Here is a 25,080-nt window from a genome sequence, read left to right as displayed (position 1 = left end):
TAAATTTAAAAGCAGATTTGGTAAATTCGGCACTTCCTCCCTGATGTTTTTTCTTAAAGTTAGGATACTTAGTACGACCAGCAAAGAAATTAGTAAAAGCTGTTTGTAAATGTCTTAACCCTTGTTGTAAGGGTACACAGCTAACTTCGTTTAAAAACTCTAATTCTTCTTGTTTTTTCCACTCGGTTAGCATTGAAGAAGTTTGAGCGTAGCCTACTCTTTCTTGTCTTTCGTACCATGCTTGTGTTCTGAGATGGAGAGCTTTATTGTAAACTAATCTTACACAGCCCAATGTGCGCCGCAATAGCGACTCTTGTTCGGGTGTTGGGTAAAATCGAAACGAGTAGGCTTTTTCCATGTCTCACATTTTAGCATATATTTCGTAAATGTGCTAATATTTAACAGCAAAGCCGCCGTAAAACGGCGGGGTTTCAGACCCAAAATTTTCGATGAGATGCTATGGCAAGCTATAGACTCAGACAAACAGGGAGATGGGGAATGTCACCCTCACCCTGAAAGCCTAAACTCGGACTGAATAAGTGATTGAATACATGGATAATTTTAACCCCAAATTAACGGCTCTGGCTCTTGTCTTGAATGTCGAGGAAAATCTCGAAGATATTTTTCGGAAAATAGCTAGTATGAGCGCTCATCAATTGCGAGCGCGGCACTGTTCAATTATGTTAAGCTCTCCACAGGAATCAAAAGGGGAAATTACCGATTATCTAGAAGTTTTTGCCCATTATGATGAGCTATCACCTTTGGCTGATCAAGAAATAATTAAACTCGATCAAGTTATTGCCGACACTGTAGCGGTCACAGGAAAACCTTTACTAATTAAGGATATCACTCGATCGCCATTTTCCAGTGCAGCCCCTTATCCCAAAAGAGCAAATAATAATAGTTTTATATCCGTACCGATTATTCTGAATCAGCAGGTAATCGGAGTAATTAATCTCAGTTTTCCCCTAGACAAAAAACATTTTGAACCATTAGATTTAGAAATCTTGCAGTTATTCGCTCAACAGGCTGCCCAATCCCTGCAAATTTTTCATTTGCAAGGGATGTTAAAATCTCGTTTTGTGGCGATGGCAGTGACTAGAGAAATAGCAGAAATTCAGTCCGAACATTTGATCGCTGTCCCTCCTTATCCCCCGAAATTAGCCAAAATTGTCGCTAAGGCTTTTTTTAAAGAATTAACTCAGGCCGGTTTTGGAACCCATCAAGTTATTGAGATTGCTAATGAGGTTTTGAATTTACTACAAAAGACCCTTAATAAACATAAAAATCGTCTGGAAGGAAAAGATTGAGCGCTAGTCAAGGGTTAAAATCGACTAACTTGCCACTCCAGTAGCGTCTTAAGGAGTAATTGAGATAGTTAACAGCTTAATTGACCGTTGTTTACTGATTACCGCTGCCGTCCTGCCGTCCTAATTCATAGACACCACAGGCAACACAGGCGAGAATACCGACACTAATCGGCCAACTTTTTCCTAAACTAATCTCGATTAACCAATCGGAGAAACCGCCGAGAATGAGAAAGGGAATAATACTAAAGATAGAGGCATAAAAAGCATTTTGGGATTCTCTGGCGACGCGAGTTTTTTCAAACTCCTCTAGGGAAGTATAGAGGAAACGCTCGGCAAAATTAAACCAGCGATAGAAAATTTCTATAAACCAATTTCGCACCCCAGCTAACCCCAGATACAATGCTAAAGACCAGAGACAGCTACCGGCAATAAAGGCCGGGGAAATATTGATAGTGAAGGGCAGAAAGTCGATTACCATAAATGAGAGCCACAGGAGTGATAAATTTGAGCGAGCGGCTTGATCGATCTTAACAAGTCTTGACCCTGGCACCAAAAAGTTGATATCCTCACCGCCGGGGCCGGACGGTGATTTCCAAACCTGACGATTTGGGTTTCTGTTTGGGGTCCTTTGCCTGGTTTCGCAGCTGCCTTAACAGATTTACCCCCTCTGGTCATCGGGTCGCCACCAGGACTGGGAAAATGGGGAAATGGGGCAATTCAACTAAAACCCCTTCGCTGTGATTTCTCTGTGTTCTGACATGGAGAGCTTTATTGTCAACTAATCTTACACCGCCCAAGGTGCGCCGCAATAGCGACTCTTGTTCTGGTGTTGGGTAAAATCGGTAGCGATCGGCTTTCCCCATACCTGACCTTCTGGCATATATCCTGTAAATGCGCTAGTATTTAACAGTAAATCCAACCTAGAACGGCGGGGTTTCAGACCCAATTTTTTTGATGAAAAGTTTTTTTAAGAAACCTTATCGGTTAGGAATTTTGATGCTTGTATCGACAAGTTTAATGGCCTGTAGTGCCTTAAACTATAGCTCTTTTACGGAACTCGTGCCATCTTTCTCTCCCGCTCCTTCTCCCTCTCCTTTAGATGCGGCAACTTTACTTGTTTTAGAGAATAAAATCTATCAACAGGTCAATCGCTATCGTCTATCTCGCAATTTATCTCCCCTACTGTTAAATCGGGCAATTTCGCAACAGGCAAGATTACATAGCCAACGTATGGCCGCGGGTTTAGTTCCTTTTAGTCATCAAGATTTTGACAAAAGAGCGCAAACTATTGGTGTTTCGGTTCCCTATGAAGCGGTGGGGGAAAATGTGGCAGTTAATCAAGGTTATGATGACCCGGTAATGATTGCTGTGGATGGCTGGATTAAAAGTCAAGGTCATCGGAAAAATATGGAGGGAGATTTTGATAGTACCGGGATTGGAGTAGCGACGGATAATCAAGGAAAATTGTACTTTACTCAAATATTTCTAAAACGTCAATCCGCTCCTGTTTCTACTAATTCCCTTAGCTACGATCCTATCCAGAATCAATCTTTTTTAATTACCCTCGAAGAAAACACTAATTATCAAGTTAATCGCTACCGAATTTCTCAAAATTTACCGCCCCTACGTCTCGATGCTCGTATTAGTCATGAAGCTCGCTTATTTAGTCAAAAAATGGCCCATAAACAGGCTCCTTTTAGTCATGATGGTTTTGCGGGAAGAGTCAAGGCAGTACAAAGGAAGATTCCTTTAGAAAAAATGGGCGAAAATTTGGCTTTTATGAAGGGATATCCTGACCCCGTTAGCGTTGCCGTCAAGGGTTGGATTAATAGCCCCGGCCATCAAAAAAATATGGTTGGTGATTATAATCTCACCGGTATCGGTATCGCTAAAAATAATGTTGGTGAATATTATTTTACACAACTTTTTGTTAAAAAGCGTTGACAAAATCCCCCCGATGATACTTAAATTTAATTACCAGTTTTTAACATCAGTTATCAGTTATCATTTAAGTAGTCGGACATAAATTCTGTGGTCTATCTTAAGAAATGTAAATTGCCGCAATTCTTACTGACGACCGACTCCTTACCCCACAGTTAACTTTACTTTTGTCCAACTACTTATCAGGGAAATAAAGGCAGTCGTGCGATAGGCAAAAGCATTACAAATTTCCCTCCTGTCTCCTGTCTCCTGTCTCCTATCTTCTAACTATATGAACTTAGACAATTTTCAAGTGTGCGATCGAGATTTAAGCGATGACCTATTATCCCGTTATCTAGGGGTTAATTCGATCGCTGTAGATACAGAAACTATGGGATTAATACCGGGGCGCGATCGACTGTGTTTAATTCAACTCTGTGATCCCAGTGGTTTTGTCACTGCCATTCGGGTTTTTAGGGGGCAAACAGAGGCTCCTAATCTCAAAAAGGTCATGGAAGATGAGCGGATAGAAAAAGTCTTTCATTTCGCCCGTTTTGATGTGGCTCAATTATCCCATACTTTCGGCATTGCCACTAAACCGATTTTCTGTACCAAAATCGCCAGTAAACTGGCTCGGACTTATACCAGCAGTCACGGTTTAAAAAGTCTCGTGCAGGAATTGGAAGGCATAGAATTAGACAAAACCGCTCAGAGTTCTGATTGGGGAAATGCCGCTAATCTTACCCCACAACAACTGAGTTACGCCGCTAACGATGTGCGCTATTTACTGTCAGTGCGAGATAAATTGATGGTGATGATGCAAAGGGAAGAAAGATGGGAATTAGCCCAAAAATGCTTTAGTTGTATCCCCATCTTCACCGCTTTAGATTTACAGCAATACAAAGATATATTTGAGCATTAGCCAGCACAAGTTACAGTCTATTTAATAAGTAAATAGAAGAGAGATTTTGTCTTTGATCCCCCCTTAATACCCCCTTAATAAGGGGGGTATCTGACAATTTTTAACACCCACCTACTTAGTATGATTGACTCCCAATCGAACTTTAAAAACCCAGTTATGGATTGCTTATCTCCATCTCCCCCACTTCTCACTCCCCACTCCCCCACTTCCCCCACTTCCCCCACTGATCACTGAAAATAGTTCCTACTGCCCAAAGCTGCCAAGATTACAAAAAAGACCGCTATGATCGAAAATAGAAATCATCGTCATTGGTAGAGAATAGGTAAAAAATCTATGACATCTTATGCGGCCTCCTCTGCACGAGCCGAAATGAGCGAACTTCGGCGCCTAAAAACCCTACTACCTCCAGAATTACAAAGTTGGGTAACGGTAGAAGGTTCCACAGAGGTTAATCCCCCCCTGATCCGTTGTGAAGAAATTGGCAGAGATGAGGTAGAAATTCAGATAGATTTAGCCAAATGGGAAAATTTAGCCATCGATCAGCGTAATTTGCTCTTTTGGCATGAAGTCGCCAGGATTCAAAATGATAGTATTCCCCGGGAAGGCTGGGAAATGGCCGCCCTCGCTATTGGCTTAGGTGGTGCAGTGGGGGAATTATGGGTACAGGACGGGTTATTATTGCTTTTGGCTATGGGATTATGTGGGATTTCCGGTTATCGTCTCTGGCGCAAAAATAATGGCGATAAAATTCTCAAAGAAGCGATCGAAGCCGATGAAAAAGCGATCGCCTTGGCCACCCGTTTCGGTTATTCTCTCCCCAACGCCTACAAGAGCCTAGGCAGTGCCTTTAAAACCCTAATTGAACAAACGCCCAACCGTCGTCTGCGTAAGCGTTATGAGACCCGTTTAGATGCGCTGAGAAAGAGTGCAGCCAAAGCGAAAGCCCAAACCCAAGGCCGTCCGCCCCTAGGTGAGATTCGTTAGCCGATGATCACAGGTAATCTCTGACATTACCCATTGGTATTTGGGGAAAAGTGTAGTAAACATTAGGTAGGTCAACAGGCCTTGCTCATCTATCAAACCACCTCTTTGTGTCGATGACTTCCCAAATTCCTGAAACACGTTTTCTGATCATTCCGATGGAGTATCCGGTTTTGCGGATGCCGGATCGCTTGACTGTCTTGGAAGCAGTACAGTTCAAGGATTTGTTTCACCATCTCATCGCCCAAACACCCACTCCCGAAAAAGTCATTCTTGATCTAAATGCCACTCAATTTATGGATAGTAGTGGTGTGGGTGCTTTAGTCCATAATCTCAAAGCGGCTAGGGAAAAAAATATCGAGTTAGTGCTGGCTAACGTCCATCCCCCAGTGATGGGGGTTTTATCGATTACGGGACTAGATCAATTATTCACTTTCCAAACCTCCCCCCTAGCAGCCCAAGAAAAGGGCTTTACTGCCAATGAAAACCATCTACCGGAAACTCATCCCTCGATTCGCAGTTGGTTAAAGCGCGGTCTTGACATTGTTGGTGGGATCGTGGGTTTATTAATCACGGGGGTTATTTTTGTCCCCATTGCTATTGCTATTAAGTTAGACAGTCCGGGGCCAATTTTTTTCAGTCAAACCCGCTGCGGTTGGTTGGGAAAGGAATTTAAAATTCTTAAGTTTCGTTCCATGTGTGTGGATGCAGAAGCACTCAAGGATAAAATCCCTAATCAAGCGGAGGGAGCTTTTTTTAAAAATAAAAATGATCCCCGGATTACCCAGGTAGGAAAATTTTTACGTCGCACCAGTTTAGACGAATTGCCCCAGTTTTGGAATGTGATCACCGGTGAAATGAGTCTTGTTGGCACTCGTCCTCCCACCCCCGATGAGGTGGAACGCTACGATGTTCCCCAATGGCAACGTTTAGATGTAAAACCCGGTATGACGGGAGAATGGCAGGTGAATGGTCGTTCTCGGGTGAGTAATTTTGAAGAGGTAATTCAACTAGATTTGCGCTATCAAGAAAATTGGAGTTTAGGCTACGATCTACAACTGATTTTTAAAACAATTTTGATTCTCTTTCAAAAAAACAGTGGTGCCTTCTGAAGTCTTAAATTCCCCTTCTTCCCCCCTCCAATTCTATCTACAAGTCCGGACGGAATTGGCAGCTTTAATCCCAGTCCTACAATGGTTTGAATCTCACGGCAGTTCCTTTCTACCTGACTCGGTGCTTTGGCAGTGTAAGGTGGCTTTAGCAGAAGGATTTACTAATGCTGTCCGTTACGCTCACCAACATTTACCACCGACTACACCGATCGATCTAGAATTAACTTTAAAGTCCCATTCTCTAGAAATAAGAATATGGGATCACGGTCAACCTTTTGATCTGCAAGCCAAACTCGATTCTCTACAACAACATCCCCTCGCACCTTTGGAAATGGAAAGCGATCGAGGATTAATTTTTATGCGTTCTCTTACTGATACTTTACAATATATCCGCACTGGCGAAGGGAGAAATTGTTTAATTCTCCAGAAAAGTTTTTAAGTCAATTTATCCCCTGCTAGAAACTCCGTCCATGGCACAGGTTTCCAGACGAGAAAAAAGAATTATCCCACCCCCCACACCCCACACAAGGGTGGGGAGATGTCCCCAGGGTGCTTTGAGAGAGAAAGTAATTTGATCGTAGTATAACCACTTGTTATTAACTCGCCAACCGACTTTTGTTCCAAAAGCGTTCCATTTTTGTTGATCATAATTGCTGCTTCCTCCCAAACTTTCATAGATTCTTTTCTGAACAGATATACCGAATTTTCCCTGACTATATTTTAACCAGAGTTGATTGATAGTGGCTAAATCTTCACAGGGAAAGTTATCTATGTCTTCTATCTTAAGATATTTTTCTTTAGTTCGATCGGCAACTTTTAAGAAGAGATTAGCCGTTTCTTGATCTGCCTCTTGCCATTTTTCTTGCGCTAAGAAATCCCGTAGGTTAGTGTAATCAATTTCCTTGGCACTTTTGAGGTTAATTTCCTCCCTGGTGGCGGCTGGAAAAACTGGCAAAACCGTTTCTTGAATTGTATTCTGTGATCGGGGTTTTGGCGGAATCACGAAGGCTAATTTGACTGCTAACTCTTGCAGGACTTCCCCGGCTGATTGATAACGTTTTTTGGTGCCAAATTCAATTAATTTATCTAAAATTTTACCTAATTCAACACTAACAGGATTATTAATCAGGTGCTTTCTCCATAGCCATTCATGTTCACTCACATCGAATAATTCAAAGGGAGATATTCCCGTTAATAAATAGATACAAGTGACTCCCAAACTATATAAATCACTGCTATTAATCGCTTTGCCATTACTTTGTTCTGGAGCGATATATCCCGCCGAACCGATCACTGTTCCTGTCAGGGAAAGGTTAGCAATGGGCATGAATTTAGAGGCACCAAAATCCACTAAAATTATTTTATTATCGCTGCGTCTCCTAATTATATTAGCTGGTTTAATATCCCGATGAATGACTCTTTTAGCATGGATAAAATCAAGAATTGGCAAAATTTCCAATAAAAGATGTTTGATCTTTTCCTCATTGAAAACTCCCTCGCTTTGTAATTCTTGTTCTAGATTTTCTCCCTCAATATATTCTTGAACAAGATATTGTCGCCCATCATTGCTGGTAAAATAGGCATAGAGGGAGGGAATTTGTGGGTGTTGACCGAGATTATCTAAACTAATCGCTTCTTCTTTAAATAATTCCGCCGCTTTCTTGAGAGCATTGCTACCTTGAGCGCTAGGAAAAAATTGTTTAATCACACAATAAGGTTTAGAAGGTTTATCCTCATCAATTGCTTGAAAAGTTTTACCGAAACCTCCTTGACCAATTAATTTTATAGCACGATAACGATCTTTTAGTAATAATTGAAAGCGACATTTTTGACAGAATTTATCTGTAGGACCATTGTTATATAGACAATCGGGATTAAGACATAAACTCATTGTTAGTTCAAAGAGGGATAGGGAAGATGTTTCAGTGAGCAGTAAACTGATAACTGATAGCTAAATCGAGGTTTCTTCCTCTAGCCAAATTTCTGGCTGTTGATTTAATAAAAGCTGGGCTGCCTCTAACATATCATCGACAATATCGCGCAAATCTGTCTTATTATCGATATAAGCTTTTAACGCCTCCATCGGATCTAATTGATTACCCACCCCTAATTCCGGTAAACGGGGACGGGTTAATTGACTAATTAATTCCGCCCGAATACTATAACTATGGGCAGTTTTTAACGCTTCGTCAAGCTGATTGGTGTTGATTAGTTCTAATTGTTCACTGCGAATTTTATAAACTAAGCGGATAACTGCTTCCTGAATATCGTGTTTTTTGAGAGCTTTCAGCAATTCTTTTTGGGGGTTTTCTGCCTCGGAAACATCCACTTCGATGGAACGGAAAGGACGCACGGGTAAAGGACAAAATTCCCATTTAACCTCTCCTTTAGCCACTGCTATTAAAACATAGCCTTTATCTTCTTTTTCCTCGCTAAAATCCACTCGATCGATGCTACCCGGATAGACAATGGGCGGATCATTGCTAGGATTAAGATTTTGGTGTTTGTGAACATGACCGAGGGCAACGTACTCGAATTGTGGACGATTTAGCAGCGATAAAGGCACAGTAAAACCTTTACCAACCGCTAAAAATCTTTCTGCTCCTAAACTAGCTCGATCGGCCATTAAATGGGCTAATAAAACTGTTGGTACACTTGTATCTAATTGGCGAATTTCTCCTTCTAAAACCGGTTCCAAACGGTTAATTAACAATTCATTTACCCCACTCAAGGATAAACCCTCGGTTTCGGGACGGGTTAAGAGAGTGGCCCGGGTTAACCAGGGTAAAGTAATGACTTGGATATCGCCGTTGCGGGTGGTGATGCGATGGGTGGTCAGGCGATCGCCAACAATAAAACCAGGCACCGCTAGGGTACGATAGATGGAGAGACTGACACCGCCATTACCCTGAGAATGTTGATCGTGATTACCCACTAATAACACCGTCGGGATATTAGCATCGGCAAGACGACGGAATTGACTGGCAAAAGCTTCGTGAACAAAGGGAGGAGGAGTGGCATCGGGAAAGGCATCTCCCCCAAAAAGAACTAGATCCACAGGGGAGGCAATAGCCCGATCGATACAAAGGCTTAAACTGCCCATAAAATCCTCTAAACGCGTGTTTAATCCCGTTTTTGGATTTAAACGTCCATGGGAAAAACCGCTCCCCATGTGAATATCCGATAAGTGCAGTATTTTAATCATAGTAAAGGAAAAACAGGCGTAATTAAGTACACCTGTTCGGGATTATTTTCCTAATTTTTTATCGCCATCTTGACGACGGCGATCGCGCCATTCTGTAGTCGTCAGGTAGAGAATGCCACCACTGACGATAACGAGGAGAATTAAGGCGACTAGAAAGAGAGTGTTCAGAATCAAGGATGTTTCCATGGTATCTATAGATTACCTAGAAACCGTTACGACCCCAAACCACCATGGCGATCGACCAAGTGAACAGGGCGAGAATGCTAACCCAACCAAGTGTCAAAATATCCATAATTGCCTTTGTTAAACGAATTACTTAGGAGTTGACACTCTCCGCCCTAAAAGTGCGGAGATTCTTGGGCTGAATCTTGCCGCTACTAGCAAAGCTAATTTTGGTCTTACAGTTTCATGTCTAGTCCGACTACACCTACAAGGTAAGCACTCTTAAAGACTACTCCCCAAGCGTAAATTTCTGTGTGTCCCACAGTATTTAATTGTTTTTCGCTCTTACCATGTGGACTTAGGATGAAAGCTTTTGTACCAGTGATGGTTAGAGATTTAGGGATTACGGAGTGTCGCTTGTTTCCTGCGTTCCCAAAGTCAACGACTCGATTTAATGCTACCATAAAGTCGCCCTAAAGGGCGAGGTTTTCAACCCAAATTTTCGATAATACTTCATCAGTGACTCCGTTTTAGAGAGGCGATCGTGCAAATTACGCTCAAGGAAAGAATCGAATCCATACAGGTGGGGAGTATCTCAGCGCTGGCTTTCCTGGTTCCCTATCTGCTATTTTTAATTGTTGATCGACTATTGTTAGGGGAATCGCTCACAGTAATTGGCGCTTGTGTCAAGATATCCGGGGCGATAATTAGCGGATTTCTCTTCGGTGTCACCTATCGTTATGTCGTCCGTAACGATGATAATCCCCATCTCAAAGATGGTACAGTAGCAGCTTTTGCCCTAGTCCGCGGCCTAGTTCCCCTACAATTATCCACAGACTTGATCGCTGACAGTGGGCAATTAAGTCTCTTTCTGGGAGAGAGCTTTATCTGTTTTTTATCCTCTCGTCTGCTGTTAGAGTTGACTAAGCTGCGCCCATAACCGATCATCTTTTCGGCTATCGGGAGTCAGGAGTCGGTCGTCAGGAGTCAGGAGATAGGAGTCAGGAGATAGGAGTCAGGAGATAGGAGTCAGGAGACAGGAGATTATTTTATTTATTCTCCCCACACCCCACTTCCCCACACCCCACACCCCACACCCCACACCCCACACCCCACTTCCCCACTTCCCCACTTCCCCATTCCCCCACACCCCACACCTTACTTCCCCACTTCCCCACTTCCCCACTTCCCCACTTCCCCATTCCCCACACCCCACACCCCACACCCCACACCCTACTTCCCCACACCCTATGGCTATTTGTATTCCCGTTAATTTACCCGATCGCTCCTATAATATTCTGATCGAGAAGGACAGTTTAGCTAATCTCGGTGGAGAAATGAGCCAGTTAAACTTAGGTAAAAAGGTTTTATTGGTTTCTAATCCCGAAATTTTTGACTATTACGGACATAAAGCCGTTAATTCCCTAGAAAAAGCGGGATTTGCCGTTTTTACTCATCTGATCCCCGCCGGCGAAAATTATAAAACCCTCGATTCGATCGCCCAAGTTTATGATAGCGCCCTCGCTCACCGGTTGGAACGTTCCTCGACTATGGTTGCCCTCGGTGGTGGTGTAATCGGGGATATGACGGGATTTGCGGCAGCCACATGGTTACGGGGCGTTAATTTTGTCCAAGTTCCCACCACCTTGTTAGCCATGGTAGATGCTTCCATCGGGGGTAAAACTGGTGTCAATCATCCCCAGGGCAAAAATCTGATCGGGGCGTTTTATCAACCGAAATTAGTGCTGATCGATCCTAGGGTGCTTAAAACTCTACCCGTGCGAGAATTTCGGGCAGGAATGGCAGAAGTGATTAAATACGGTGTAATTTGGGATGCTGAGTTATTTCAACAGTTAGAAGACTCGGACAATTTAGCCAGTTTTTCTCAGATCGATGGCGAGCTATTGCAAACAATTATTACAAAGTCTTGCCAAGCTAAAGCAGATGTGGTAAGCAAAGACGAAAAAGAAGCGGGTTTGCGGGCGATCTTAAACTATGGTCACACGATCGCCCACGGCATTGAAAGTTTAACGGGATATACTAGCGTTAACCACGGGGAAGCGGTGGCTCTGGGGATGGTGGCGGCAGGAGCGATCGCTGTTAAACTGGGAATGTGGACCGCCGGGGAAAATCAACGTCAAACCGATCTAATCGAAAAAGCCGCCTTAGAAACCCGTATTCCGCCTTTAAATGCCGATGAGATGGTAAATGCTCTCACTGCCGATAAAAAGGTTAAAGATGGCCAAGTTAGATTTATTTTACCAACGGCGATCGGCCAAGTCACCATTAGCGATCGAGTCACCCCCACCCTGGTGCGCGAGGTGTTATCACCAACCGAATCCAGGCAGTAAAAGCTTTTTCAATTGTTGCATCGCTTGTTGCGTAACATCCCGGTATTTTAAATCTCCCACGAGAATACGTCCCATCAGTTGACCGGCGATCGGGCGTTTAACGGCGACATTGTAGGCGATTTGGGTAAATTGATAGAATAAACCGGCTAATTTGGCCGCTAAAGCCATATCTTCCCCCCATTCTTCCCGAATTATCCGACTATAGCCCGCTAAAGCCTGATTATCCCCGGCTAAAGCTCGATCGATCGCCTCGGCTGCCTTAACTCCCGTCAAAATTGCCGGACGGATACCCTCACCGATGAGAGGATCGAGAATACCCGCCGCTTCTCCTGTAATTAGGGCATTTTGGGCGTGTAGCGGTTTATTTCCGTTCCAAAGGGCTAAAGCATACTCACTATAGCGATAATCCTCTAAATTCCAGCCCTTTTGACGGGCATAATTTAACAGTTGTTTTTTCAGCTCCTCGGATTTGATGCTGCCCTTAAAACAACCACCGCTAATTGTGTAACCATTAGACTTGGGAAAAGCCCAGATATAACCATTTTTTAGGGAACCAAAATCAAAAAAAGCTTTTTGGGGTGGAATAGTCGCTTCTGCGTTAGTAATTTCCAGAGTAGCCCCGATCGCTTCGTTTTTCGCCGGTAATCCCAACCAGCGACTGGTATTACCCTTAACACCATCGGCAGCAATCAGATATTTACCTGAAAATGTTCCTTGGGATGTGGTAACTTGCCAGTGATCTTGAACGAATTTGATCTGGGTAACTTCGCTGTTATCTTGGATGGTTGCCCCGACTGCGATCGCCTGTTGACCTAAAAAATCATCGAAACGATCCCTTTGTACCATCCACATCGGTTCTAGCATATTTAACTTAGTGGTGGCGGCATCCCCCTGTTTCCAAGTAAACTCCACTTGCGTGACGGTATTCTCGATCACGGGGGTAAAATCAAAATCAAACCACTGCTTAATTGCTGGGGATACCCCACCACCACAGGGTTTATAACGGGGTAATTTCGCTTTATCGAGGATCAGGATCGATCGCCCCTTTTTAGCTAGATGATAACCCGCCGTCGCTCCTGCTGGTCCCGCACCGATGATAATACAGTCAAACATTTGTACTAATTTAAGTCGTTGAACAAATTTATAGACAATTTACGCTATTTTGTCCAACTTGTGTTGAGTCTGGTGACGCTCAGAGGGGATTCTGTCATTGTTGAGCTTGCCTCTCTAGTTTCTAGTTGATTTATCCCCCCATGTCCAAGAGAACCTAATCTCTGGCTTTTTTGACTAATTGATCAATCTTCACATGATCAATCGTATAATCAAAAAAACTATAACGGCTCGATTATATCATGAAAATTGTTTCTATTAAAATAAAAAACTATCGTATGTTTAAAAATATACACATAAGAGATATTCCCCCTTTTTGTGTGATTATTGGAGCTAACGGCACGGGAAAATCTACTCTATTTGATATTTTTGGGTTTCTGCGAGATGCCCTTAAAAACAACATTCGCCAAGCCTTACAAATTCGCGGCGGTTATAGAGAAATTATCACTAGAGGTCAAGAACAGGAAGATATTGAAATCGAGCTGCAATTTCCCATGAAAATCTTAGATACAGAACGTCTGGTTACTTATATACTTATAATTGGACAAAACAATAATCGTCCCGTTATCAAACGCGAAATACTTCGCTATAAACGGGGTGAACACGGTAAACCTTTTCATTTTTTAGATTTTAAACTTGGTCAAGGATATGCTATCACCAACGAAGAAGATTTTAGTAAACCGGATAAAGAACTCGATCGAGAAGAACAACAGCTAGAATCTAACGATATACTAGCAATCAAAGGATTAGGACAATTTCAACGTTTTAAAGCCGCTACAGCCTTTCGTTCTCTGATTGAAAATTGGCACGTTTCTGACTTTCATATTAGCGAAGCTAGAGGAAGTAAAGAAATATCTTATGCTGAACACTTATCCCCTACTGGCGACAATATAGCTACAGTTGCTCAATATATTTATCAACAATATCCCAAAATTTTTCAGCAAATTCTCGAAAAAATGAAACAAAGAGTTCCGGGTATTTCCTCTGTGGAAGCCAAAGAAACCGAAGACGGTCGCTTGATTTTACGTTTTCAAGATCAGGCCTTTAAAGACCCTTTTATCGATCGCTATGTTTCTGACGGGACTATGAAAATGTTCGCTTATTTAATATTACTATTCGATCCCAATCCTCATCCCCTACTCTGTGTCGAAGAACCAGAAAACCAACTTTATCCTACTTTATTAAAAGAACTAGCCGAAGAATTCGCCCACTATAGCGATCAGGGGGGTCAGGTATTTGTTTCTAGCCACTCCCCCGATTTTATCAATGCGGTTCCACTAGCTAGTATTTTCTGGCTAATTAAATCCCAAGGTATCACCCAAATCCATAGGGCTGCCGATAGCGAAATCCTCAAAAACTTAGTAGCGGAAGGCGATTTACCCGGCTATCTTTGGAATCAAGGCTGGTTTGAAGGAGTAGAACCCTAATGAACTATGATATCGTATTTTTGTTAGAAGAGTCATCTATAAAAAATGTGTTAGAAGAACTTTTGCCTAAACTTATTCCCCCAGAAATAAGCTATATATGTATTAGTCATCAAGGTAAACAAGACCTAGCCAAATCTATTCCTATAAAACTCAAAGCTTTCAATAAATCTAGTCCCAATACCAAATTTATTATTGTCCATGATCAGGACTCCCACGATTGTCAAGAACTCAAAAAGAAACTAGGGCAAATTTGTCAAAATGCCAGTGATGCTCAAGTCTTAATTCGGATTATTTGCCATGAATTAGAATCTTGGTTTCTGGGAGATTTAGCAGCGGTAGCCAAGGCGTATAATTTAAATACTCTCGGCCAAAAACAAAATAAAAGTAAATACAGAGAACCGGACCTGCTTAACTCGGCCAAACAAGAATTAAAAAAGCTAGTGAAAGAGTATTATGCAGGAACCCACTCTAAACAGATTGCCCCCCATCTTTCCCTAACTGAAAATAAATCGCGTAGTTTTCAAACTTTTATCCAAGGTATCAAAAATGTTGTGGAAATGATACAACGCCCCAATCCGAACCAGAACTAAAATAGACCTCGACCTAATATAATTAAAAGCTTGTAAACTCCTATATATGTATTAGTCATCAAGGTAAAATTGAGGGCTCTTCGGTTTGTGTTATGCAATTGACGGGGGTTATAAGGGATGGAACTCTTATAGAGAAAGGCATTTAGCGATTTTTGTCAATTGTTTTTTATCTAGAGCGAACTAATCAATTAAGTCTCTTGCCAGATAAGGATTTAGTCGATTTATGCCCCCCTATCGAACCATACCAAGTAACGAAGAGCCAAATTGAGTAACTTTACCTGATTATCTCTTGATTTTCCCCTCCCCCATAGTCCCCCTCTGAGTGGACTAGACTGTAGGGTATGATTGGGGGGAGTTAGTCTCAACTCCAGATAGGAGGCTTTCCCACTTTTCTTGATCTCCGCAATTATTTTGCCCACTGCTGTTATTGTATGTCTTGAATCCGCAAAAATCCGTATAATTTAGCCAATAAAATTATTTTTCAATTAATCCAGATTCAGTTTTTTTAAGTAAATCTGAGGCAAATCTTTCACTAAATCCCACTAAAAAAGCACAGGAAAAGATAAATAAATCCTGACGGGCTTTGTTTGTTATTAAACTAGAAGAATTTTTATCCTGGGTAATCATAAAATCAATTTTAATCAACGTATCTGAGCTAATTAAACTAAAGATAAAAATACCGAAAATTAGACCAATTAAGGGTCTAAACAAACCAATAAAAAGAGGAATGAGGGGGTCGTCATATTTTTTGTCTGTAAAGTCGATAATTCTGAGTAAAATACTCGCAACACTTCCCAACACTCCTGCTGTTGCCGCATAAACTAAACCATAAAATATATGCCGATTAGGATTTATCGTATCACTCGATGATTTTAACTGTTCTGAATAACTACTAGAAGGAATGGGTACTGGGGAGTTTGCTTGAGGTAATGGTTTTGAAATAAGTGCCTCCTCTTGAGAGTGTTTCTGGTGTAAATTATCATCAAATATGTAAATTTCTTGAGCAGAAAATTTGAGGGCAATCATAGATAAAAAAGTTGTCATAGATAAACCTAAAAATATTTTGAATGGGACTGATCTTGTAGAATAGATAGAACTAAATCCATTTAAAATATGTCCCCATAAAAAATAGCGACTATGATTAATTTCCTTTTCTAGATTAATTCTGAATTCTCGAATAGCATCAACTCCGACTTTATTAGTTTTTGCCATGAGCAATATATATTTAATTTCCTCTAATAACAAAATAAATTTAGTTGGATCATTGTTAAAAATAAACCAACCAATTTTCCAGCTATTACTTTTTTTATAAATCAAATAATTCAGATGATGAATCTGTTGAACTAAGTTAGCGATTTCTAGTTGTAATTCAGGAGAAATTATCGGCAAAACCTCTAATAAAATTTCCCTGATATCCGCATTTAATGCGTTAACATCGTCATTTTTTTTAACTGGAGTCGAAGTTATCATATTTTTTGGGACTTTTTAGATTGATTAATAGAATGAAAAGGCTATCTCTCCAGCTTCCCCTTACTCGACGTTGACCCTTCGGCTACGCTCAGGGTCAATCCGTTGCCGGATTTTCTCTATGATAGGGCGGGTTTTCTAGATTACTAAAATTCTAACATAAAGTTCCCCTAGAAGGAGGAGGTTTTAAACCCAGTTTTTTGATAACTTTCTAGCCACTTTCTCGTTGTCACATTAGTAAAACGTTTGACCCTGGATAATTGTGATATATTTGTTACATTTCGTTACTTAAAATCAAATTATCTTTGGTTTGAGTTTTTAAATTTACCTCAAAATCCTCTACTCTTAAACAGCTATCTAATTGCTGCTGTAATATTTTTGTATTCATTGCCTCCGTGCTAATTAATACCAATTGGGTAAAGGGTGGATTATTACCCCATTCTTCGCCTATTTCTAAGGTAATTCTCGGCCCCACTTGTTGCAAAATTACTCCTCTATTGGGATGTTCAACAGTAGATAAAATACCCTTGGCTCGCCATACAGTTACGGGTAATTTCCCTAATATTTTTCCCAGGGTTAATAACTGAAAAGGGCGAACACTTTCATAACTCCAAGTATGAAAGTTATCAGAGTGATTAGATTTTAATTGACTAGATACAGAACGAACGGGAAATGAGTCCCTAAATCCTAATAATAAATCTAGGGAAACATCCCCATAACTCCCTTTTAACAAACGCACCCAAGGTGCTATTTTTTGGATAATTTGACTAGCATTAATTTCTGCTTTTTCATCAATCAAATCAATTTTATTGAGAACCACAATATCAGCAGCCGAAATTTGATCAATTAGCAAATCTTGATAGTTAATTTTTCCAGATGGTTCACAAATTTGGGGTAGATAGGTCGCATCAACTAGGGTAATAATGCTTTCCAAGCGAATTATTCTACTTAAAACTGGACGCTTTAGGGTTTGTAACAGGGTATAAGGGTTAGCAATTCCACTGGCTTCAATTAAGATCTGATCTGGACGGAGAGATAGGATTTTGGGAAGGGAATTAACCAGATTATTTTGTAAACTACAACAAACACAACCTCCCTCAAGAGTGATTAGATCATCGTCTCTATTTTTAATTAACATCTGATCAATATTAAGACTACCAAAATCATTGACCAGTATGCCGAAACGGCGATCACTTTTACCCTTAAGAATGGAGTTAAGTAAAGTAGTTTTACCCGCACCTAAAAAACCCGTCAGCAGTGTTACGGGTATCTTCCAGAGATTTGATGACAAAGCCATTATGTTTGTCCTCCCGATGGTTGTTTATAGATGACTCCCCGTTTCATGACAAAATCAACTTGACCAGTAACATTAATATCCTCAAAAGGATTACCCAGCATAGCGATAATATCAGCAAATTTCCCCACCGCTAACGCACCAATATTCGGCTGCATTAATAATTCAGCCGCTACAGTAGTTGCTGCTTTTAAAGCGCGTAAAGGAGTAATACCATTTTGAACCATCGCTGGAAACTCTTTCCAGTTATCTATATGAGGAAAAGTTCCCGCATCAGTACCAAAAGCAATCTTAACGTTACTTTTAGCTAAATTATCAGCACAAGCAATCAGTTGAGAGGCATATTTTTGATATTTAGCGTGTTGCCAAGGAGAACGATTTTGCCAATATTCAGGATTATTAGCATTGCGAGCTTTTTCTAAAACAGTGTATTGAGTTGGTACCAGATAAACTCCTTTCTCTTCCATCAATTGCAAAGTCTCGGAACTGGCAAGATTACCATGTTCAATGGAACGTACCCCCGCATTAACAGCACGTTGAACCCCTTCCCCTCCATAAGCGTGAGGACAAGCAGAAATACCGAAATCTTTGGCGGTACTAACCAGAATATTCATCTCCTCTTGGGAATAGGTGGTTTGACTCGGATCATCCGTAGGAGAGCTAAAACCCCCTGTGGCACAGAATTTAATCCAATCTGCTCCTGAGCGAATTTCTTCCCGTACTATGCGGATAATTTCTGCTGTTCCGTCTGCTACTTCAAATTTTTCTGGTCTGAACTGAAAAGCAACTAAAGAGGTAAAATCACCATGTCCTCCTTGGGCTGAAATCAGGTGAGGTGCTACCAATAGATCTGGTCCAATAATCCAGCCATTGGCGATCGCTTTTTTGAGATCGACGGTAATAAATTCTGGATCGGGACAACCCACTTCCCTTACAGTAGTAAAACCGTTCATTAACAGTATTTTCAGGGGATTTAAGCTATAAAGGGTCATTAATGGCACTGTCACCATATAAGGATTTTCTGGAATTGTAGGATCCCCTTCACAGAAGGTGATATGAACATGACAATCAATGAAACCAGGGGTAACGGTGTGTCCTTTTAGTTGAATAATTTCAGCGTTGCTGTGATCGACTGTTGTAGCGATCGCAGTGATATTCCCATTTTCGACGCGAATTTCCGTGGCACCAAGGGGATTATCAGCCAAACCATCCCAATATTGATCGGTGACGATTACATAATTTGGGCTAGTGGAATTAGTACCAGTCATCGTTGTTTCTCCTGTTGTTAATTTTTTCAGCGTTTTGATTAGTTTGGAAGAGGCTTTTAAGCAAGTCTCGGAAAAAGACCTTCCTAATTGGTTCACACACTGTTGCTATTGTACCTCATCTATCTGAGAAAGGCTGTAGTAAAACTGGGGAACGAGATACATTATCAATCAATCTTTCAGATTCGCTGTAATGTCGGTCATCCAATTCGATTGTTCAATCGAGATACCATTGGGTTTAACCGTTTGAAAATTAATCTTACTCAGATCAATAGCAAAAGTATTGTTATTAAACTGGGTAAAGAAGTGATAAACCAAATTTTTGTGATCTCGCACAACCCCCCACTGAGTATAATCTAATTTGCCCCCATTGACTTCCACTACTGAGCCTTTGGGAGTAGCAAAGTTTTGTAAAATTCGCAGGGCCAAACCGATTGCTTGCTCCTGATTTTCTGGGGTATAGTTTTGCGTAGATTGCTGTAACATGGTCGCCTTAATAAAACGAGAAGGAGCCGTATAATCCCCAGGCATTCCCAAGCAACCACTGCCATTAATTTCCTGTCCCCACCAAACTTGGGCGTTATTCGTCAGGCTCAAATTGACATAATTACTTAAATTGTCTAAGTGATAGGGATAGGGGGGAGCATTGGTCATTACGCCATTAGCCGGTTCATAGGTCTGCATTTGCCCATTGGTAAACTCAATAACTAAATTAGCCCCAGTGTTGTCGCTCACAACATAATGTAACACAAAACGCACGGGAACACGCTCTTTAATGTTAATAACTGTGACATTTTGTAGGGCAGATTTTAAGTCCGCAACACTGGCAAAATTCCCTAAAATCCAATCTCCTAAACAAATATTATAAATGGTGGGATTTTTGGCTGATTCTGCGGTGGGATATTGACTATCGGCTAACCATAATAAACCGACGGACACACCCACTTCATTCAAACCATCGGTAATTTGTTTGACTCCTTCTGGGCCGCATTCCATCCCGACATAACCGTATTGATTAGTCCATTTAACGGGATTGGTGAGAGGTGTTAACACTAGCTCAGGAAAGGATTTACCACGGGGAATAACTTTGAGTTGGGTCATTAAATCCGCGGCGAAATCCATCGTGCGAGCGGTAATCCGGTAGGGGGTGTTAGCTCCCGTTGAATATAAAGCAAAATTCGTACACATAAGTGTTGATACCTTACCAAAGAAATTGTCAAAACGAAAAGTCAATTTCGATTTTGGATTGCTCATCCTGAAATACTCAAAGCCTGAAAATCCCGATCAGATTTTGGCTTGGGCTATTGTCTGTTGGGTTCCAGTTTCAGGAGAAGCCTTCCCCTAGAGATTATGACGATTAGTTAGCCTCATTAGGGACTAATACTTTTACCCAATCAGGTTGAATTAAGGGTAGTGATAAATTAGTTCCTGTTGGATTAAAACTTAACTGCAATGGAACACAATACCAATATACACATTTTCAACCGTTAAATCAATTATCCAAAGATTAAACTTAGCTTAAGATTAACCATTGAGGCACACCGCCGTCGTTATCAATATAGGTAATATCTTGGTCAATGCCAATGCCATTAACCAGTTCAGCAACGTAATATTGCACCATTTTATAACTGCGAACCGCCCCTGGGGGAACGGTACTTTCTGAGTGCCAATAATGTTGAAAAGGCAAATCATAAAGTTGCTGACTATTCAAAATTGAATTAGCCCCCACATATAACCCGGGTAAATAACCCGCTCCTGCGATAGCATTATACCAATTGGTGCAGTATTGAATTACCGCTTCGGCTGAAACTTCAGAACTAATTCCTTCCAAGTCTAACCAAACATTTACTTTCCCAGGAAAACCCACGCTAATAGCATTATTTGCCCCATTGTCCCCGTAGAATGCCCCCCTACTTTCTTGTTCCCAGGTAGAACCTGGGAACGAGATAACACGAGATAACTACGAACCTACTTTTACAAGAGGTCTAATGTCAGGATTTGGCCGTGCCACATAGTTAGCGAATCCGCTGTAATGGTTAGTCTTGATAGACATTCATAGTATGTAGCCAAATGGTATCTGTATCCGCCTTTTCTTGTGTACTACCTAACAGAATTTCAAAATAGGAACGACTATTATAGACATGACGAAGGATGTTACAACGTTCGCTGTCTTCAATTACATCAAAACCTGCCGTTTTATTGGGGATTAAAGTAATAGACTGCATCCCATTCTTATCCGCAAAGCAGAGACGAATATCTAAGGCACTTCCCACCCAAGAGGGATCATCAAAACCCAAGACAGAAAACAATCTAGCATTGGCAAACACCAGAGGTATATTGTAGGGTTTAAACTTAAAAGAAATGGTTCCAATATAAGCTTCACCCTGTCTGTCTCCAACAAAATCGCAAGGAAAGTTATTAAAATCCCAAAACAAAGATCCATCTTCATTTTTGACGGTGATAGTATAGCTTTCTTTGCATCGGTATAAAACCATAGATTGATGACCTCCTTGAAGATTTGATTAAGTTTTGTTGATGAAAAAGCCTGTTAGGTTGGTTGAGGAAAGTTTGTTTTTTTTTCTCACACCAACCAACTGGTACTATAGCGTCCTATTCGCTTAATAACCCGTTTGGGAATCGACTTCTTCAGTCACAATACCAGCGACGGCCCAACCGACGGCAACTGGATCCTCTGTCACCACACCAAAAACCAAGGCGGCGGCGGAAACAAGATCGCCCATCCAGGGATCATGCACACCACTAGACACGACATTGGGGACTAACATCCCATTCTCAGGAAGATTTGACTTGGGATTATAAGCGGCTAGGGTACTCAGGAAAACACCACATGAACCAGTTGCACACATATAATTCAGATTGGCATCAGCAATGATCGCCCAAGGGGACCCTGAGATGGTTTGATACTGTTGTGGGGCATTGCCTACCGTGTTACTACTGACATCAACAACCCAGATACTGCCCATAGAGGAATTAGAGGGGACGGGCGGAGCCGTGGCAATAAAGATTGCTCCCTTTGGATAATATCCCGGATCTGCATTACCGGCGTTTGGTGAGTAGGCCAAAGATAAAATGGCCTGGTCACTGGGTACTGTCCAAATAACAGAGTTCAAGGAGCCATAGTTCCCATAGTCCATATAGTTTAAACTGTATCCGGTTGACCAGTAAATGCCCTCTGGTCCTTTACAAATACCAGTTGCAATTGCAGTACCTTCAAATGCCCCGGTGGGACAACTGAAAAGGTGAGGAGTTGAAGATGGGTTCTGAGCATTGAACATAACCCACGTAGCTTCTTTCACACCGCCGAGTAACAGACAATCGTAATTAGTTAGCGTCCCCGCTGGGAAAAAGGTCAGAGATATGGGCGCTCCAGACGGTTCATAATCTCCATCTCCGTTATAAGATGTGTTTGAACCCACATAAGACAAGCTCGGCTTGCCGTCAGAAGACCAAGTGACTGAATACCAGTAGAGGTTGCCATTAGACGCTGCCACGTAAAGAAGGCTTTCGGGGAAATAATAGAAAAGTCTGGCAATTGGCGCATCGGGTTGTTTTTCCGAAGCGATCTGAGTCGTGACATTACTACTTGTGAAGTGGCTGCCTCCAGTAGCGGGATTAATGCTATTAAGCCAAATATTCTCGTCTTCAGATCCGTACACAAAATAGTAAGGTGGTGAATAGTCAGTGTTGCTGTAATCAAGCAGAAACTCAATAGCAGTGGTACTGGCACCATTATTATCAAGATTACTCACCCCCCCTAAAGTATAACTTGGTGGGGTTGGATTCGGTGAAAATTGCCCAACCGAGATCCCACTTTGGTAAGCAGCGACGACAAAAGTATAGTTCTTATATTCACCAGCAGGAATAGTGATTGCCGAAATACATTGAGTGTAGGGAAAAGACATGATTATCTCCTTTTGAGTTGAAATTAAAGGGAATTACTTGAGAGGTCAGAAGTAAATAATTTAATTATTTTCCCTTTCTGTTCCTCCCCATTTAGAGTCGTGCCGATTCCCACTGCCGACTGTATCAGAGATTTAGGATAACTAGGCTCAATTAGGGGCGATCACCTATCTAATGGCAGTTACCATAGGGGTAAGTTATTTGCCCGTCGATACCCTTTTAAAATGTTTAAAGGGACTCCATTAATGAGAGCAGAAAAATTATTGACATTGGTTTCTAGTTGTCCGGTGCTAGTATTGACACGATTCCACCAATCAGTGGCAATAATGTTAGATTTGATGCCATTTAAACCAGCGAAAAAGCTAGAGAGTTCTTTAGGCACATTAGCTGGTACTCCATAAGCACCTTCATAATTATACTGAGCCATTAATGACCAGAGAAAATTATTAGGTTGGTTGATAGCGTCAATTTGTTGTTGTAAATAACTCTGCACGTCTGACCAAACAGTTACACTTGTACCACACCAATATTGTTTAATAGAACTGCTCCAAAAGGGTGTATTTTGTGCTAACCAATCAGACATACTATCAGGAAATTCGAGAGAGCCAACTATAACTCGGCCAGTAGTTTGCCAAAGGTCTTTTAAGGGTTGAGAAATACCAGAGGGCGGAATTAATTTATCCTGTCCAATAGTGTTGATAATCAGATTAGATAAATCTTGATAGGTTTGGCTTGTCCAATTTCCCTCAAAATCATGTAAGTCAAGAATAACAAATTCTTGGGGATTATCAGCTAAAAATTGCGTTACTTGATTGAGAAAATCTACTAAAGTCAGGGGGAGAGCAAAACTCCCGTGACACATAACAAATTGATTATCCCCTGAGCCACTACTAAGCATTAACCTGAGATCAAGGGCGCGAATACCTTGACTAAGTTGCTGATTGATGTTTTGGTATTGAGTTTGTACCCATGATTGGCTAATACTACCAGCGCAATAAGTTGAAGCATCGTGAGTACCAGGCAGGGTTAACTCATTGAGACAAAGGTTTTGAATACAAGGGGCAAATAATTCCATCCAATTATTAGCCCAGTGTAATACGGAAGGACGTAACACACTTTGATCATCTGCTAATCCGCCACTGCCATAATTAGGGGTTGGATAAGGACTAATTTGGCTTTGGGTATTACCAGGGAAATAACCAAGGGCGATCGTTACTACTCCATCATGAATCCATCCTACAGCAGATGTATTAGTAGTATCTGGAGTAGGATAAACAAAAAGACCATTGGGAATATTTTGCCATTCAACTAAAACCCCATAACCTGCTTCTGAGGGGACAGGCGTTGATAGTCCGTGAACTCCACTCTTTTTAGCACTAATTGTAAAGTTAAAGTTACTTACCTCCTCAAGGGTATATTCAACATCACCCGCATCATCTATACTGTCATGACCTACTGTTTCTTTAAACTCAGCATAAAATTGAGTAAAGGAATTAGGACTAATCTGAGAAGATGGATCCCACTCCATCTGGTAACTGTGGGATTTTACTTGATTGATGTTATATGGCGTAGCGTTGACAATTTGTATGTGAAATCCAGCACCCATAATAATTTTCTCCTTGATGAAGATGAGTATTGTTGACTTTTTAAAGTCGTTAATTGAGTTACAGTTAAAGATAATTACTTGAGAGGTCAGAGAAGTAAATAATTTAATTATTTTCCCTTTCTGTTCCTCCCCATTTACAGTCGTGCCGATTCCCACTGCCGACTGTTTAGCGATAGAATAATTAGCTTAACTTAGTGGCAATATCATCTAAATCTTGCTCTGTTAGCGTGAGAGAATCAGCCACATTTTCCGTCAGCGGCCAGTCAATTTCCAGAAGATTGAAATAAGCTTGAATGTGCTGAAAATAGGCTTCTTGCAGAAATTGCTTCAGGGGAGTTGTTTGCGGTTGAGAAAAAACGCCACATTTACCTTTCATGGCAAAAGTGCTGGGATTTAACGCCAGATAATTACAGTTTTTCACTTTTTGAATTTGACTA

The 25,080-nt window shown here is 41.3% G+C and carries 25 protein-coding genes and 3 pseudogenes; 11 read left to right on the top strand and 17 right to left on the bottom strand.

Annotated features, from left to right (window positions below):
- The coding region (locus tag O9295_RS13855) for an RNA-guided endonuclease InsQ/TnpB family protein (RefSeq protein ID WP_288033376.1) at nucleotides 1–358 on the bottom strand (358 nt) is incomplete at its 3' end.
- Nucleotides 359–551: 193 nt separating this feature from the next.
- Here O9295_RS13855 and O9295_RS13850 point away from each other — a divergent pair.
- Nucleotides 552–1,310 (top strand): GAF domain-containing protein, encoded by a 759-nt coding sequence (locus O9295_RS13850; RefSeq protein WP_288033374.1) that lies wholly within the window; start codon nucleotides 552–554, stop codon nucleotides 1,308–1,310.
- A 91-nt stretch (nucleotides 1,311–1,401) separates the two neighbouring features.
- Here the strand turns inward: O9295_RS13850 and O9295_RS13845 are convergent, their stop codons facing one another.
- Together O9295_RS13845 and O9295_RS27860 are read right to left on the bottom strand one after the other, a co-directional pair.
- Complete coding sequence (locus tag O9295_RS13845; RefSeq protein WP_190719495.1) at nucleotides 1,402–1,788, bottom strand: hypothetical protein; 387 nt, start codon at nucleotides 1,786–1,788, stop codon at nucleotides 1,402–1,404.
- 268 nt (nucleotides 1,789–2,056) lie between these two features.
- Nucleotides 2,057–2,173 (bottom strand): annotated as a pseudogene (locus O9295_RS27860) (helix-turn-helix domain-containing protein); the annotation flags it as partial.
- A gap of 91 nt (nucleotides 2,174–2,264) precedes the next feature.
- Between O9295_RS27860 and O9295_RS13835 the strand changes: the two are divergent.
- The 5 genes from O9295_RS13835 to O9295_RS13815 all read left to right on the top strand — a co-directional run bounded on the left by O9295_RS13835 (nucleotide 2,265) and on the right by O9295_RS13815 (nucleotide 6,684).
- Nucleotides 2,265–3,254 carry a CAP domain-containing protein gene (locus O9295_RS13835; protein WP_147069599.1) on the top strand — a complete coding sequence of 330 codons (990 nt, stop codon included), beginning with the start codon at nucleotides 2,265–2,267 and terminating at the stop codon, nucleotides 3,252–3,254.
- Nucleotides 3,255–3,522: 268 nt separating this feature from the next.
- Nucleotides 3,523–4,152 carry a ribonuclease D gene (locus tag O9295_RS13830; RefSeq protein WP_061430160.1) on the top strand — a complete coding sequence of 210 codons (630 nt, stop codon included), beginning with the start codon at nucleotides 3,523–3,525 and terminating at the stop codon, nucleotides 4,150–4,152.
- Between the two features lie 333 nt (nucleotides 4,153–4,485).
- Entirely contained in the window at nucleotides 4,486–5,136 is a 651-nt protein-coding gene (locus O9295_RS13825) for a DUF3318 domain-containing protein (RefSeq protein ID WP_002756971.1), read from the top strand.
- 113 nt (nucleotides 5,137–5,249) lie between these two features.
- Nucleotides 5,250–6,245 (top strand): anti-sigma factor antagonist, encoded by a 996-nt coding sequence (locus O9295_RS13820; RefSeq protein ID WP_288033371.1) that lies wholly within the window; start codon nucleotides 5,250–5,252, stop codon nucleotides 6,243–6,245.
- Nucleotides 6,232–6,684: an ATP-binding protein gene (locus tag O9295_RS13815; RefSeq protein ID WP_288033369.1), complete on the top strand. Its 453-nt coding sequence runs from the start codon at nucleotides 6,232–6,234 to the stop codon at nucleotides 6,682–6,684. Before O9295_RS13820 ends, O9295_RS13815 begins: the two co-directional genes overlap by 14 nt.
- A 6-nt stretch (nucleotides 6,685–6,690) precedes the next feature.
- Here the strand turns inward: O9295_RS13815 and O9295_RS13810 are convergent, their stop codons facing one another.
- The 4 genes from O9295_RS13810 to petN are packed head-to-tail and all read right to left on the bottom strand — an operon-like array spanning nucleotide 6,691 to nucleotide 9,742.
- Complete coding sequence (locus O9295_RS13810; RefSeq protein ID WP_288033368.1) at nucleotides 6,691–8,136, bottom strand: serine/threonine-protein kinase; 1,446 nt, start codon at nucleotides 8,134–8,136, stop codon at nucleotides 6,691–6,693.
- Between the two features lie 60 nt (nucleotides 8,137–8,196).
- Nucleotides 8,197–9,450, bottom strand: a complete 1,254-nt coding sequence (sbcD, locus tag O9295_RS13805; RefSeq protein WP_288033367.1) for an exonuclease subunit SbcD — start codon at nucleotides 9,448–9,450, stop codon at nucleotides 8,197–8,199.
- 42 nt (nucleotides 9,451–9,492) lie between these two features.
- Nucleotides 9,493–9,636 (bottom strand): hypothetical protein, encoded by a 144-nt coding sequence (locus O9295_RS13800; RefSeq protein WP_002736416.1) that lies wholly within the window; start codon nucleotides 9,634–9,636, stop codon nucleotides 9,493–9,495.
- Nucleotides 9,637–9,652: 16 nt separating this feature from the next.
- The gene (petN, locus tag O9295_RS13795) at nucleotides 9,653–9,742 is read right to left on the bottom strand and encodes a cytochrome b6-f complex subunit PetN (RefSeq protein ID WP_012265708.1); all 90 of its coding nucleotides are present in this window, start codon (nucleotides 9,740–9,742) and stop codon (nucleotides 9,653–9,655) included.
- Nucleotides 9,743–10,156: 414 nt separating this feature from the next.
- Between petN and O9295_RS13790 the strand changes: the two genes are divergently transcribed.
- Together O9295_RS13790 and aroB are read left to right on the top strand one after the other, a co-directional pair.
- Nucleotides 10,157–10,552 carry a hypothetical protein gene (locus O9295_RS13790; RefSeq protein ID WP_288033366.1) on the top strand — a complete coding sequence of 132 codons (396 nt, stop codon included), beginning with the start codon at nucleotides 10,157–10,159 and terminating at the stop codon, nucleotides 10,550–10,552.
- A 310-nt stretch (nucleotides 10,553–10,862) separates the two neighbouring features.
- Entirely contained in the window at nucleotides 10,863–11,963 is a 1,101-nt protein-coding gene (gene aroB, locus O9295_RS13785) for a 3-dehydroquinate synthase (RefSeq protein ID WP_288033365.1), read from the top strand.
- On the opposite strand, the gene O9295_RS13780 is transcribed toward aroB, so the two are convergent.
- Entirely contained in the window at nucleotides 11,940–13,076 is a 1,137-nt protein-coding gene (locus O9295_RS13780; protein WP_288033364.1) for a geranylgeranyl reductase family protein, read from the bottom strand. The two genes, aroB and O9295_RS13780, sit on opposite strands and share 24 nt — an antisense overlap.
- Before the next feature lie 239 nt (nucleotides 13,077–13,315).
- Between O9295_RS13780 and O9295_RS13775 the strand changes: the two genes are divergently transcribed.
- The 3 genes and pseudogenes from O9295_RS13775 to O9295_RS27405 all read left to right on the top strand — a co-directional run bounded on the left by O9295_RS13775 (nucleotide 13,316) and on the right by O9295_RS27405 (nucleotide 15,362).
- On the top strand, nucleotides 13,316–14,500 hold the full coding sequence (locus O9295_RS13775; RefSeq protein ID WP_288033363.1) for an AAA family ATPase: 1,185 nt from the start codon (nucleotides 13,316–13,318) through the stop codon (nucleotides 14,498–14,500).
- Nucleotides 14,500–15,090, top strand: a complete 591-nt coding sequence (locus tag O9295_RS13770; RefSeq protein ID WP_288033362.1) for a DUF4276 family protein — start codon at nucleotides 14,500–14,502, stop codon at nucleotides 15,088–15,090. Before O9295_RS13775 ends, O9295_RS13770 begins: the two co-directional genes overlap by 1 nt.
- 92 nt (nucleotides 15,091–15,182) lie before the next feature.
- Nucleotides 15,183–15,362: pseudogene (locus tag O9295_RS27405) on the top strand (hypothetical protein).
- A 202-nt stretch (nucleotides 15,363–15,564) separates the two neighbouring features.
- Here O9295_RS27405 and O9295_RS13765 read toward each other — a convergent pair.
- The 9 genes and pseudogenes from O9295_RS13765 to O9295_RS13725 form a co-directional block, all read right to left on the bottom strand.
- Nucleotides 15,565–16,560 (bottom strand): hypothetical protein, encoded by a 996-nt coding sequence (locus tag O9295_RS13765; RefSeq protein ID WP_288033361.1) that lies wholly within the window; start codon nucleotides 16,558–16,560, stop codon nucleotides 15,565–15,567.
- A 271-nt stretch (nucleotides 16,561–16,831) separates the two neighbouring features.
- Nucleotides 16,832–17,854, bottom strand: a complete 1,023-nt coding sequence (locus O9295_RS13760) for a CobW family GTP-binding protein (protein ID WP_288033359.1) — start codon at nucleotides 17,852–17,854, stop codon at nucleotides 16,832–16,834.
- The gene (locus tag O9295_RS13755; RefSeq protein ID WP_288033358.1) at nucleotides 17,854–19,119 is read right to left on the bottom strand and encodes a metal-dependent hydrolase family protein; all 1,266 of its coding nucleotides are present in this window, start codon (nucleotides 19,117–19,119) and stop codon (nucleotides 17,854–17,856) included. The genes O9295_RS13760 and O9295_RS13755 overlap by 1 nt, the downstream gene beginning before the upstream one ends.
- Before the next feature lie 168 nt (nucleotides 19,120–19,287).
- Nucleotides 19,288–20,304 carry a linear amide C-N hydrolase gene (locus O9295_RS13750; protein ID WP_061430149.1) on the bottom strand — a complete coding sequence of 339 codons (1,017 nt, stop codon included), beginning with the start codon at nucleotides 20,302–20,304 and terminating at the stop codon, nucleotides 19,288–19,290.
- 325 nt (nucleotides 20,305–20,629) lie between these two features.
- Nucleotides 20,630–21,064 carry a glycoside hydrolase domain-containing protein gene (locus tag O9295_RS13745; protein ID WP_288033379.1) on the bottom strand — a complete coding sequence of 145 codons (435 nt, stop codon included), beginning with the start codon at nucleotides 21,062–21,064 and terminating at the stop codon, nucleotides 20,630–20,632.
- 88 nt (nucleotides 21,065–21,152) lie between these two features.
- The gene (locus O9295_RS13740) at nucleotides 21,153–21,611 is read right to left on the bottom strand and encodes a hypothetical protein (RefSeq protein ID WP_288033356.1); all 459 of its coding nucleotides are present in this window, start codon (nucleotides 21,609–21,611) and stop codon (nucleotides 21,153–21,155) included.
- 123 nt (nucleotides 21,612–21,734) lie between these two features.
- On the bottom strand, nucleotides 21,735–23,039 hold the full coding sequence (locus O9295_RS13735) for a hypothetical protein (RefSeq protein ID WP_288033354.1): 1,305 nt from the start codon (nucleotides 23,037–23,039) through the stop codon (nucleotides 21,735–21,737).
- Between the two features lie 179 nt (nucleotides 23,040–23,218).
- A complete protein-coding gene (locus tag O9295_RS13730) occupies nucleotides 23,219–24,643 on the bottom strand; it encodes a phosphatidylinositol-specific phospholipase C domain-containing protein (protein ID WP_288033352.1) in 1,425 nt (474 codons plus the stop codon).
- A 181-nt stretch (nucleotides 24,644–24,824) separates the two neighbouring features.
- A pseudogene (locus tag O9295_RS13725) lies at nucleotides 24,825–25,080 on the bottom strand (lipase family protein); the annotation flags it as partial.

The sequence above is a fragment of the Microcystis sp. LE18-22.4A genome, from assembly GCF_027531105.1.
GTDB classification, from domain to species: domain Bacteria; phylum Cyanobacteriota; class Cyanobacteriia; order Cyanobacteriales; family Microcystaceae; genus Microcystis; species Microcystis aeruginosa.
This window is presented reverse-complemented; position numbering and strand designations above follow the sequence as displayed.

Bases quoted from the DNA above. Each gene is read 5' to 3' on its own strand.
- O9295_RS13850 (WP_288033374.1), top strand. From the start codon at position 552: ATGGATAATTTTAACCCCAAATTAACGGCTCTGGCTCTTGTCTTGAAT.
- O9295_RS13845 (WP_190719495.1), bottom strand. From the start codon at position 1,788: ATGGTAATCGACTTTCTGCCCTTCACTATCAATATTTCCCCGGCCTTT.
- O9295_RS13835 (WP_147069599.1), top strand. From the start codon at position 2,265: ATGAAAAGTTTTTTTAAGAAACCTTATCGGTTAGGAATTTTGATGCTT.
- O9295_RS13830 (WP_061430160.1), top strand. From the start codon at position 3,523: ATGAACTTAGACAATTTTCAAGTGTGCGATCGAGATTTAAGCGATGAC.
- O9295_RS13825 (WP_002756971.1), top strand. From the start codon at position 4,486: ATGACATCTTATGCGGCCTCCTCTGCACGAGCCGAAATGAGCGAACTT.
- O9295_RS13820 (WP_288033371.1), top strand. From the start codon at position 5,250: ATGACTTCCCAAATTCCTGAAACACGTTTTCTGATCATTCCGATGGAG.
- O9295_RS13810 (WP_288033368.1), bottom strand. From the start codon at position 8,136: ATGAGTTTATGTCTTAATCCCGATTGTCTATATAACAATGGTCCTACA.
- sbcD (WP_288033367.1), bottom strand. From the start codon at position 9,450: ATGATTAAAATACTGCACTTATCGGATATTCACATGGGGAGCGGTTTT.
- O9295_RS13800 (WP_002736416.1), bottom strand. From the start codon at position 9,636: ATGGAAACATCCTTGATTCTGAACACTCTCTTTCTAGTCGCCTTAATT.
- petN (WP_012265708.1), bottom strand. From the start codon at position 9,742: ATGGATATTTTGACACTTGGTTGGGTTAGCATTCTCGCCCTGTTCACT.
- aroB (WP_288033365.1), top strand. From the start codon at position 10,863: ATGGCTATTTGTATTCCCGTTAATTTACCCGATCGCTCCTATAATATT.
- O9295_RS13780 (WP_288033364.1), bottom strand. From the start codon at position 13,076: ATGTTTGACTGTATTATCATCGGTGCGGGACCAGCAGGAGCGACGGCG.
- O9295_RS13775 (WP_288033363.1), top strand. From the start codon at position 13,316: ATGAAAATTGTTTCTATTAAAATAAAAAACTATCGTATGTTTAAAAAT.
- O9295_RS13770 (WP_288033362.1), top strand. From the start codon at position 14,500: ATGAACTATGATATCGTATTTTTGTTAGAAGAGTCATCTATAAAAAAT.
- O9295_RS13765 (WP_288033361.1), bottom strand. From the start codon at position 16,560: ATGATAACTTCGACTCCAGTTAAAAAAAATGACGATGTTAACGCATTA.
- O9295_RS13760 (WP_288033359.1), bottom strand. From the start codon at position 17,854: ATGGCTTTGTCATCAAATCTCTGGAAGATACCCGTAACACTGCTGACG.
- O9295_RS13755 (WP_288033358.1), bottom strand. From the start codon at position 19,119: ATGACTGGTACTAATTCCACTAGCCCAAATTATGTAATCGTCACCGAT.
- O9295_RS13750 (WP_061430149.1), bottom strand. From the start codon at position 20,304: ATGTGTACGAATTTTGCTTTATATTCAACGGGAGCTAACACCCCCTAC.
- O9295_RS13740 (WP_288033356.1), bottom strand. From the start codon at position 21,611: ATGGTTTTATACCGATGCAAAGAAAGCTATACTATCACCGTCAAAAAT.
- O9295_RS13735 (WP_288033354.1), bottom strand. From the start codon at position 23,039: ATGTCTTTTCCCTACACTCAATGTATTTCGGCAATCACTATTCCTGCT.
- O9295_RS13730 (WP_288033352.1), bottom strand. From the start codon at position 24,643: ATGGGTGCTGGATTTCACATACAAATTGTCAACGCTACGCCATATAAC.